This window comes from Bradyrhizobium sp. (assembly GCF_049581145.1).
In the GTDB taxonomy this organism is placed as follows: domain Bacteria; phylum Pseudomonadota; class Alphaproteobacteria; order Rhizobiales; family Xanthobacteraceae; genus Bradyrhizobium.
The window spans coordinates 1-2715 of sequence record NZ_JBAURI010001265.1 but is presented as its reverse complement, the minus strand read 5'-3'; the positions used below and the strand labels follow the sequence as shown (position 1 = coordinate 2715).

Below are 2715 nucleotides of genomic sequence, written 5' to 3'. Positions count from 1 at the left end.
CGACGCGCCGATGCAGCAGTTCGTTGGTTCGCGCCATTATCAGCGGAGCACCGACCATCCCCTCCGATCCGACGAGCCATGCCTCGACAAACTTTTCAGTTCCGACTTTGGCTGCGACCGACACCAGTCCATTCTGGATGAAATAGACGTGCTCCAAGGGCAGTTTCCAATGATGCAGCACCTGCCTTGGTCGGATCGATATCTGTTTGGAGATCGTGTGGAGCCGCGAGAGTTCGACCTGCGGGACCAGATGGAGAAGCCGATTTTGCCCGACCGGACAAGGCTGCGCAGATCCGCCCATAGGACCTGAAAGGCCGCGTATGTGGCGCGTGACGGGATCGGACTGCGTATTTCGAAACATCAGCTGTCTCCCTTGCAAAAATACGCCGAGCCAGCGACCCGCGGCTTCAACCTACCGCCCGAATGGCTTTCGCCCTCTTGACGCAGCTGCGGTGCTTACGGCCCGCAGGCGATCGCCCATCGCGATGGAAGCATACAGCGCGGCCTTCCTCTTCTTCGTTCCTGTCAATGCGACCAGAGCCGGTGCCGGGGCCAAGATTCGCGCAGACGATGCCGGGCGAGGCACGGCCCGCGCATTTGCAGGGCCTCGCAGAGGCCGAGCCGATTTGCGTTGCCATTAAGCCTCTCCTGTCGATCGCCTTGCACGCTCCATGCAAATGTTCATCCGCGCAGCGGGTTCCTAGCGAACGCGGCATCAGCGATGACGATGCAAGCCGGCCCATGTGATGAGGACGACGGCTGGTCCTGACGATGGCCAGGCCGGACGGCTCTCATAGATCGCTTCAGCCTCGCGATCCGCACGTCATCGAGCGCCGCAGGAAAGCAGCCGCCACCGAACGGCAGTGCCGGCGCTGTCGTAGTCGCCCGGGCATGGCGTCTGCCAAGTCATCCCTGGTCCAGTTGGGAGATGTCGCCCACGGTGACTTTGACGCTGCGGGTTTGCCCGCCGCGATCGACCGTCAAGCTGACTTGATTGCCGACGCCCACATCGTCCAAGGTCGACGCAAGTTCCGACATGCTGTGAATCGGCTTGCCATTGGCTCCGGTGATGACATCCCTGATGACCCCGTCCGCCGTGGCTCCCTCGAGGCCGGCCTTGGCGGCCGGCGAATCCGGCAAGGTTCGTACAATGACCACTCCGTCGATTCCGAGGCTTGTCGCCTCGTCTTGCTTGGCGGCGACAACGCCGATGCCAGGTTCCGGAACGTGACCGGTGCGGATCAACTGGGCCGCGACGCGATTGACGATGTCGACCGGAATGGCAAAACCGATCCCGGCCGACGCGCCCGAGCCGGAGATGATCACGCTGTTGACGCCGATCAGCCGCCCCGAGCTGTCGAGCAGCGGTCCTCCCGAATTCCCAGGATTGATGGCCGCGTCGGTCTGGATCATGCCTTTGACCTCCTGCGCAGCGGTCATTGGCAACCTGCGGCGAAGGGCGCTTACGATTCCCGACGTCAAAGTCTGTTCAAGGCCATAGGGGTTGCCGATTGCAAACGCGCTCTGTCCGACCTGGAGGTCGGCGGAGCGGCCGACGGCGATCGGACGCAAGGGGGACGTCGGCCGTTCCAGCTGAAGTACTGCCAGATCATAGTTTGGCGCGGTGCCCACCACGCGTGCCGCAACGAATTCGCCCGACGTGAGACGGACTCCGATCTGGGCCGTGCCATTAATGACGTGATTGTTCGTGATCACATGTCCCGCGGCATCCCATATGATACCCGAACCCGACTGGACCACGCCTTCGTCGGAAAACAGCGAATCCGTCGGAGCGGCCCGCGCGAACACGTGCACGACGGAAGGCGACACGTTCTTGAAAAGTGCGATGGTCGCCTGCTCGCTGTCGGCCAGACTTCCCCGCGGGGTAACGGTGCGGGGGGCCGAGGCGGAGAACCACAAAGCCGACAAATAGGGCTCGGTCACCCAGAGGGTTGCCAGCACCAACAGCCAGATGACGACGACCCGTACGAACCGAATGGCCACGCTCAACGCTCCTTTGTGCCTCTCAATTCGAGGGCCAAGACAAAGGTTCCATCGCCCTGATCGACTGGATGGCATCATGAACCATGGCGAGAGGATTCGAGTTGGGATCAACCGGAGCGGAGACGCTCGGCAACTTGCCGGCACGATCAGGTCAGCCGGGGAAGGATGCACGCGGCCATGACGTCATTCGGGATCCGCGCCGTCGCCGCGCAGGCGGCCTGACTGATACGTGGACAGTGGGAAGCCACAGGCTGGTGACGGAGCAGTTGCGAGTTTACGCGTGGTAGCGCGGGTCCGCCACGACCCATGGCCGGCGAAGCACTTCTTCTCGCTTCACAGAGCAGCTTGACGGCCCCCGCGCCCAGACCCGGATATCCGCGGGTAGCATTCAGCATTGGGTTTTCCACCAGAGACTCTCAGTTGCTTTTTCGCGCGCCGGGGCCGCCAGCAGGCATATCCGTTGCTGCGGCACTGCTCGGCCACTCCCGACGGCCAATTCGCGGTGGGGCACATTGAAGGCTAGACCTTCAGGGACGCGTCAAACTGAAGCGCGATTTGCACATCGGAAACGATCTGCCTCTTCCTTCGCGTGTGAGCGAGCCGCGCCCCAAATATGGGGCCGCGGTATCCCCGGGAAACCGTCCCCACTATTTGATTTTCCTGAAAGCTTGGTGGGCGCACCAGGGCTCGAACCTGGGACCCGCTGATTAA

General features: G+C 62.4%; 1 protein-coding gene. It reads right to left on the bottom strand.

Annotated features, from left to right (window positions below):
* Positions 1-906 precede the first annotated feature (906 nt).
* Positions 907-2004, bottom strand: a complete 1098-nt coding sequence (locus WCB02_RS40170) for a S1C family serine protease (RefSeq protein WP_423968113.1) — start codon at positions 2002-2004, stop codon at positions 907-909.
* Positions 2005-2715 lie beyond the last annotated feature (711 nt).